Below are 6719 nucleotides of genomic sequence, written 5' to 3' on the forward strand. Positions count from 1 at the left end.
TTGGTTGGTCAATGAAGTCGCAGATGACCAGCGACGTAGCCATTGATGCACTGCTGATGGCGGTTTGGAGACGTAAGCCGAAGCAAGAGGTGATGATCCACTCGGATCAAGGCAGTCAGTACAGCAGTTCGGACTGGCGAAGCTTCTTGAAAGCTAACAACCTGGTGGCCAGCATGAGTCGTCGAGGTAACTGCCACGACAACGCTGTGGCGGAGAGCTTTTTCCAGTTGCTAAAGCGGGAACGGATCAAGCGTAAAATCTACACTACACGCCAGGATGCTCGGGATGATGTGTTCGATTACATCGAGATGTTTTACAACCCAAAACGACGCCACAGTTTCAACAATCAGCTGTCACCGGTAGAGTTTGAAAAGCGTTACGCAGCGAGCCTGGAGAGTGTCTAGAAAACCCGGGGCGATTCAGATTGCCCTAAAGCAAAACGGTTGTCAGCGAATTTTTGAAGAAAAGGTCAGTGGGGCTAAGCAAAACCGTCCTGAACTGATTCGGCTGCTCGATCATTTGCGACCAGGTGATGTACTGACCGTAACGCGGTTGGATCGATTGGCTAGGTCAACAACCGACCTGCTCCACATTTCAGAACAACTCAAAACTTCAGGTGCAGGTCTGCGTTCACTTGCTGAGCCATGGGCCGACACCACCTCTCCAGCTGGGCGCATGGTTTTAACGATATTCGCCGGGATTGCTGACTTCGAGCGCTCTCTCATTGGCGAGCGAACCAGTGCTGGCCGAGCTGCTGCGAAAGCCAAAGGCGTTCGATTTGGGCCAAAGCCTGTTTTGACTTCTGAGCAGATAACCCATGCACGTAGGTTGATTAATGAAGGTCAATCAGTGGCCGAGGTTGCACGTCTTTTGGGGGTGCATCGAGCCACGCTATACCGTGCGTTGCCTCAATAGATTGAACGGGACATTCGTTAAATGACCCCCGTCATCCAAGCCCACTCCGGTGGGCTTTTTGCTGCCGGTTGGACGCCAGAGGGGTGGGGTCTGGCCTACCATCCCCCTAGTGAGGGGTTTTACGCGCATTCAGCCCCTGTCCTTCATGCCCAGAGGCCTGCTTTTTAATGTTCGTGCCCTATTTGCCGCTGCAACTTTGGAACAAGTGCTGGAAGCTCGATGGCCCTTGGGTGGGCTGCCGGCGCTGTGATTGTGTTCAGCACTTCACCGCCCCAGGGGCGTTTAACCATGCTCTGGGTTGCCCAGCTCACCGCGTGCATGGCCAATATCCCTTCCGAGACTTAGGGATGATCGTGGAACAGAAAATCCAAGAGGAGTTGTTTTGATGCGAGCCGGCATTCAGGAAGACGCGCTGCGGGCCATGCTCGAGGGCGGCGCGGTGCGCGAGGTGCTGGTCAGTCGGCACGGCGAAAAATGGGGGCTGGCGATTCGCTTGGGCGGCGCCGGTAGCCGTTGGCTGCCGGTGCGCTTGGGCGGCGCCGGTAGCCGTTGGCTGCCGGTGCGCTCGCGGCGTGAAGCGCTGCGCACCTGGGCCAGCCTGACCGCGGTCGGTCGGTTTGCCGACGCTCAGGGCATCAAGGGTTTTGCCGTCGAGCTGTGAGAGCTGCTCAAAGTCTCTTACAAGGGACTCCCATAGGCCCCTAGCTTCAGCATATGCCTCCAACCCAACGATTAGCACGGATTGAATCTCCAGCGTCCTTCGCAGGGGGGCCGGGTCAACCCCTTCATTGCGTACATTACCCATGCCTCTACTAAAACTTGAGGGGCCACTGACACTTGTGGGGCTACAGGATGAACAGCATGGATTCGGTACCGCGATTTATTGAGCCGGGCGACGACCAGGACGAGGCCCTGGCGCTGCCGCTTTACGTCAGCCGGCAGGTGGATGATGAGACCCGTCGCGCTCAGGAGGCGCGCAAGTGGCTGTTGGCCGCGGTTGTGCAGCAGCAGAGGACCGACTCCTTAAACAACGGCTGAGCGCGCGAAAAACAACGCGAAAAAAACGGTAAAAAAAGATACGAGAACGGAAAAAGAACAGCCGACGCAACGGATTAAGTCTGCTGAATAGGGGGGCAAGATAGGTGAAGTAGGCCTACCGGCCCACTCCACAGCTTGCCCATTCGCCTGCGGCTCAAGGGAAAGTTTCGCGTCCGCGAAACTGTTAGTCGTCCAGGGCGCTAAACAGACTTGACCAGGTGGCGGGCTCCTGAGGCTTTTCAGAGGCTAAGGGTTTGGCCACCGGTGGAGATTCGGGTTTGTGCTCGATGAGTAGAACTGTGGCACGTAGTTCTTGGATTTCTTTACGGAGAGCCTGTAGTTCAGCTATTACCTGGTCCCATTGCTTGTTTGTGCCAAGGTGTGCCATCTCGGGTGTGTCAGGTTGTGCCACGGATACCAAAGCGCCATAAGCGCGCATCAGTTCGGATGTTTCAAACTGACGATTTCCGGAAGCGTCTAAACCATATGAAACAAGGCCTCTATCCATATCTCTATAGATGGATCGTCGACTTCTGCCGGTTAGTTTCACGGCTTCGTTGAGGGTGTGCCATGCCATGTTTTAGTGCTGTGCCAGAGTGTGCCAAAGAGCTGGAATCTTAATCCAAAAGCTCAGGACAAAAATCACGTCAAACCCAAAGACAATTGAGTTAGGCGCGAGCGAGCAGCCTCCCAAGTTTCACCAGGACGTGCTTGTTTGGCGATATCGTCATCTGACAGTTTGCTGCGCTTGGTTTTGGTATCCGCATTTTTTGAGGGTCTAGCAGTGCTTTTGGGACTGTAGTCGAACACTAAGTGTGTGACCTTGCGACCTGTTTTACGCTGGCTCCACGTAAGCTTCAAAGGGCTATGCTCGTTGATCTGTTCAACAGCTGGATCAAGTACCCGGCGCTTTAAATCCTTGATCGAGGGGTAACGGTCTTCGAGCTGGAGCCAGCGGCGCAGATCATCTAGTGCTACTTCGCGATGGCCTTCTGGCCATTGAGCTAGCAACTCATAAAGACGGATGCCATAAGCACTGGTCATCTTAGCTACGTCAGATAGCGCGTAGCGTGTGAATTCTCGCTGGAGGCCGGTCAGGTACGGGAGGATGTCTTTGCCAAAGCGCATCTCAATGCGGCCTTCCTGATCGATGTAATCGACCGTCTGAACCCAGCATGTGACGCGACGGCGCTTGGATCGGATTGTTATGCCATCCGGCTCTAGGACAAGGCTCACGCGCCTGGTTTGTAAGCGTTCAGCAGCATTCTGGAGGTCACGATAGGCTGTCTTGGGATCTGTACCGCATAGTTGTGCAAGATCGCTTGCAGTGACGCTGTACATCACTTCATCGGTTACCGGTTTATCGCGGCGTACCTGACTGATCGCGGAGAGGATGACACGTTGTTCGGCAACACTCAGACGGTACGATGCTTCGATAATGTGATTCGACTTTACGATGAGCTGACGGTCTTGAATCATGCATCCTCCCTTATTTAGGACTACTCTAGACTTGTCCTTTAATACCGTCAATCCGTCCCCTTTAAACCGTCAATCCGTCCCCTTTAAACCGTCAATCCGTCCCCTTTAAACCGTCAATCCGTCCCTTTATTAGGTCTGTAAGTCACGTAATTCGTGGCCTCCAGCCACTCTAAAAGGGAAAAGGGAAAAGGAAAAATAGCGTCGAAGCGAAAAAACGCGCTCTGGCACAAATGTAAAAAAGCGCGGCTCTGCCGGGGCACCCCTACGGGGTTCCCCCACTTCGTGGCTCCCCCTCCCCAATAATGCCCAGCCATAGGCTGGAGACTTTGTTTAAGCGCTCCATGGAGCGCAGTGGTGCCACTTTGCGGCTAGGAGCATCCAAGTGTCTCTAGTGGGCTCACAGCCGATAAAAACGAGTAATCAGTGACGGTGGTGAACCGGAGCTCAGCGCCATTCAGGGAATGGTGATGGTGCTCTTAATTTCGCGTGTGAAAGCATTCGTTTTGGATCTGATCCCAGAGAGTGGGGGTCCCCCTTTGGGGGTCGAGCTGGTGAGCGCGTAGCGCGAATGCTTTTGGCGTTTTGCCCTTTTGTACCTTTTCACCTTTGTACTCTTCCTATGGGACTCCTATTGCTGAAGCCATAGCTGCAGCAATAGAAGGCCCAATAGATCAGACAATAGATAATCCAAGACAAAAGCAGAACCACAGCGCGCCATCCCTTCGGTCTGTCGTGGCCGCCCTGCGGGACGCCCAAACCTTCCGGGGGAGCGCCCCGTCAGGCTTTCAGGGCTCCGACTCGCTGCGCGAGCCTCCACCCTCTTTCCTCCCCTGTGCCCTGGACGGGCTTGTCTCGAAAATTCACCCGCGTGCGCGCCCGGCAAAGCCGGACCAACCTACTTTCTGAGACTGTGCGACGCATCGGTGCGGGACTTCGTCCCTTCCTCTGCTGCTTCGGCTCGTAACCAGGTTGGTCCGGTTTCACCTGACGCGCACGGAAGCGGTGCTGCCGGATGCTGCGCACCCTGGTTTCGCCCTGAACGGGCTGCACCAGGGCAGAACGGAAAAATTCGGCCTGGGGGCCATTTTTCCTCCCTCCCTCGTGGGCTCGGGTGGCGTCTGTCCGGCTGTTTTCCGCCGTCTTCGCCGTCGGTTTATCAGAGCGGCTTTTGGCCGCTCTGGGTGCGCTACCATGCGATTTTCGCCTGGGAGCAAACCTCATGCAGCGTTTAGCAAAACCTTCGGACTACGTCCGGCAAGAAGTTCTCGGCCAATCGACCTTCGTGCTTCCTTGGGAGCCGCGGCTGTGCCCGGGAAATCCTGCGGATGATCCCGAGCTTGGCGCGCAGATCTACAACGAATTTGCCTGTGCTTCCGCCCAGGGCGTCACGCAGCGATCACCAGGCGAACAGACAGCCGACATCATTGATTGGACCATAGCGACGCCTGGAGAAGCCGCGCGCAGCTTGGCTGCTGACCTTGCTGCTACGTACCAGGGTAAGCATCAGTTTCGAATGGAAGATTTAGAGCTGTGGGACGAGGAAACCAAGTCGCATCGAGCGCACCTGATTTTTCATAATGAGGATATTCAGGCGTTTTCAGCTCAGGTAATCATGGCCTTGCGCACACGTGCCAACCGTGAGCAGAAGCCGTAGGCCTCGATTTCAACGAGATTGACATGAGGTGTGACAGCCCTATAATAAGCGCACGGATGCAGCAGACTGGTTTTCCAGACATCCCGCTACCGATGCAAATCGGTCAGGCCAAGCCCTGGTAAATGCGTTCTGAATACCAGAAAGAAATTTTCTGGCGAGGCCCGCTTAAGCGGGCCTTGTTATTTCTGAAATATAATTATTTTATTTGTGTGGAGTTGGTAGCTTTTTGCCAGTCTTCAAACAATGAGCTATTGTAAAGAATCCTACTTTACCGCCTCCACTATTAGTCATTTCAGGATAAGCACTAGTAACGTGTATCCTGAATTTCTTAAATTCTCGATAAACTCTAAATGGTACAAAGTACCATAATTCTTTGCCGTCTTCGGTTATTATTTTTGAAGTCGCATAGCTTTCATATCCCGCATGTCTAACTATGACACCTGGAGAACCCAAATTTTCTATAATCGCCTTCAAATACTGTTTTGCTAGATTGTACCGTACATAGCAAAAAGGTCTTGAGTCCTTAGGTGCGTGGTACATTAGTATAGCTCTTTCAGCATCAGTCAAATGGGTATAGTCTTTCGCAAAACAGTGAAAAGAATACGTTACCCAAAAATCATAGGTAATCGTAGGTTTTCCAGCCGCTTCATGCTTATAAGTGACCTTGTGTGCATCCAGGAAGGATAGGTCTTCAGGGGCGCCACCTGCTGGGGTAAAGGGTGTCCATTGTGTTACTTCATCAAGTTTCAATTTCTATCCCTTAGATCAGCATGTGCCGAAGCTACCGGTTAGTTACTTAAGCTATTTAAATGCAACAATTTTCATGAATTCAACCCATTCATCGTATAATGTAACATACGCATGGTATTGGTCTATCCCACTTGCGGCAGGCCAAGATATATACTTACTAATGATGTATATATTATCTTCTTCATCGACGTAATAGTTTGTAACTATGTTTCTCCCATAAATCCCAGGCGTTGGTTCGCCGGATATTGTTACAGGATGCTCACTGTTTTTTGTCCAGATTTTTTGTTCGGTTATCCAGTTTTCAATGTTCTTTATTTTTTTTAAAAACGTCCCCTTATCATCCCTTTTCTTCATAAGCATAGTGTGTCTATGCTCTTGAATATTTTCCGATAAAGGAGCTTCACCAAGAGAATTTTTTTTCAAATATTCAATAAGTGCTTTGTTAATAATAGAGTTCTTACTTTCACCCGTCCGCATTGATAAATAGTCAAGCTGGTCTTGGGTATCGCCTGTTAATCGCACTGAAAGCATAGCTCTATCCGCATACTGTGTATGCGCATACTATGTATTCGTTTTTGGAGGTAAGCAAGCCCTGTGATGCTGTTTTCCTACAGGATAAGGAGCCAGTCTAAGGGATATGCGAGGTTAACAATTATTTGTTGGTGTTTTCTTTCTTGAAAAATGCCTGTTGTTACCAGAATACCTTTTAGGTAAGATCCAAGAACGGGCGCGAATCCGTATTCTCTACAAACCTAAGGAAGGTCTGAAGTACCCACCGATTTTTGAGGCCCTCGCTGCTTGAGGTTCAAAAAATCCAAGTCGGCCGAAAAACAGACCCTTCTTGTCTTTAATTCACGGCTCTTTCCTCTGATCGTGCTGTTTC

General features: G+C 51.7%; 9 protein-coding genes. 5 read left to right on the forward strand and 4 right to left on the reverse strand.

The window, feature by feature from the left end:
- The 4 genes from TU74_RS22585 to TU74_RS24340 form a co-directional block, all read left to right on the forward strand.
- The coding region (locus TU74_RS22585) for an IS3 family transposase (RefSeq protein WP_048375663.1) at window positions 1–404 on the forward strand (404 nt) is incomplete at its 5' end.
- Window positions 397–915 (forward strand): recombinase family protein, encoded by a 519-nt coding sequence (locus TU74_RS23875; RefSeq protein ID WP_241485605.1) that lies wholly within the window; start codon window positions 397–399, stop codon window positions 913–915. The genes TU74_RS22585 and TU74_RS23875, both read left to right, overlap by 8 nt.
- Window positions 916–1300: 385 nt before the next feature.
- Window positions 1301–1576, forward strand: coding sequence for a hypothetical protein (locus TU74_RS22590; protein ID WP_048377705.1), 276 nt, complete (start codon window positions 1301–1303; stop codon window positions 1574–1576).
- Between the two features lie 200 nt (window positions 1577–1776).
- Window positions 1777–1953: a hypothetical protein gene (locus tag TU74_RS24340; protein ID WP_157315210.1), complete on the forward strand. Its 177-nt coding sequence runs from the start codon at window positions 1777–1779 to the stop codon at window positions 1951–1953.
- A 184-nt stretch (window positions 1954–2137) separates the two neighbouring features.
- Here TU74_RS24340 and TU74_RS23885 read toward each other — a convergent pair whose 3' ends face one another.
- Together TU74_RS23885 and TU74_RS22600 are read right to left on the reverse strand one after the other, a co-directional pair.
- Window positions 2138–2530 (reverse strand): entry exclusion protein 1, encoded by a 393-nt coding sequence (locus tag TU74_RS23885; RefSeq protein WP_241485606.1) that lies wholly within the window; start codon window positions 2528–2530, stop codon window positions 2138–2140.
- 65 nt (window positions 2531–2595) lie between these two features.
- Entirely contained in the window at window positions 2596–3432 is an 837-nt protein-coding gene (locus TU74_RS22600) for a replication initiation protein (RefSeq protein WP_048377707.1), read from the reverse strand.
- A gap of 1219 nt (window positions 3433–4651) precedes the next feature.
- On the opposite strand from TU74_RS22600, the gene TU74_RS22605 reads away from it, so the two are divergent.
- Window positions 4652–5086, forward strand: a complete 435-nt coding sequence (locus tag TU74_RS22605; RefSeq protein ID WP_048377708.1) for a hypothetical protein — start codon at window positions 4652–4654, stop codon at window positions 5084–5086.
- Window positions 5087–5287: 201 nt separating this feature from the next.
- Here TU74_RS22605 and TU74_RS23890 read toward each other — a convergent pair whose 3' ends face one another.
- Together TU74_RS23890 and TU74_RS24345 are read right to left on the reverse strand one after the other, a co-directional pair.
- Entirely contained in the window at window positions 5288–5836 is a 549-nt protein-coding gene (locus TU74_RS23890) for a stationary phase growth adaptation protein (protein WP_082149931.1), read from the reverse strand.
- A 51-nt stretch (window positions 5837–5887) separates the two neighbouring features.
- Window positions 5888–6367, reverse strand: coding sequence for a hypothetical protein (locus tag TU74_RS24345; protein ID WP_141228787.1), 480 nt, complete (start codon window positions 6365–6367; stop codon window positions 5888–5890).
- Between the last annotated feature and the right edge of the window lie 352 nt (window positions 6368–6719).

The organism is Pseudomonas lundensis, assembly GCF_001042985.1.
Lineage (GTDB): Bacteria > Pseudomonadota > Gammaproteobacteria > Pseudomonadales > Pseudomonadaceae > Aquipseudomonas > Aquipseudomonas lundensis.

Coding starts and splice junctions, on each gene's coding strand:
- TU74_RS22605 (WP_048377708.1), top strand. CDS start 4,652: ATGCAGCGTTTAGCAAAACCTTCGGACTACGTCCGGCAAGAAGTTCTC.
- TU74_RS24345 (WP_141228787.1), bottom strand. CDS start 6,367: ATGCTTTCAGTGCGATTAACAGGCGATACCCAAGACCAGCTTGACTAT.
- TU74_RS23885 (WP_241485606.1), bottom strand. CDS start 2,530: ATGGCATGGCACACCCTCAACGAAGCCGTGAAACTAACCGGCAGAAGT.
- TU74_RS24340 (WP_157315210.1), top strand. CDS start 1,777: ATGGATTCGGTACCGCGATTTATTGAGCCGGGCGACGACCAGGACGAG.
- TU74_RS22600 (WP_048377707.1), bottom strand. CDS start 3,432: ATGATTCAAGACCGTCAGCTCATCGTAAAGTCGAATCACATTATCGAA.
- TU74_RS22590 (WP_048377705.1), top strand. CDS start 1,301: ATGCGAGCCGGCATTCAGGAAGACGCGCTGCGGGCCATGCTCGAGGGC.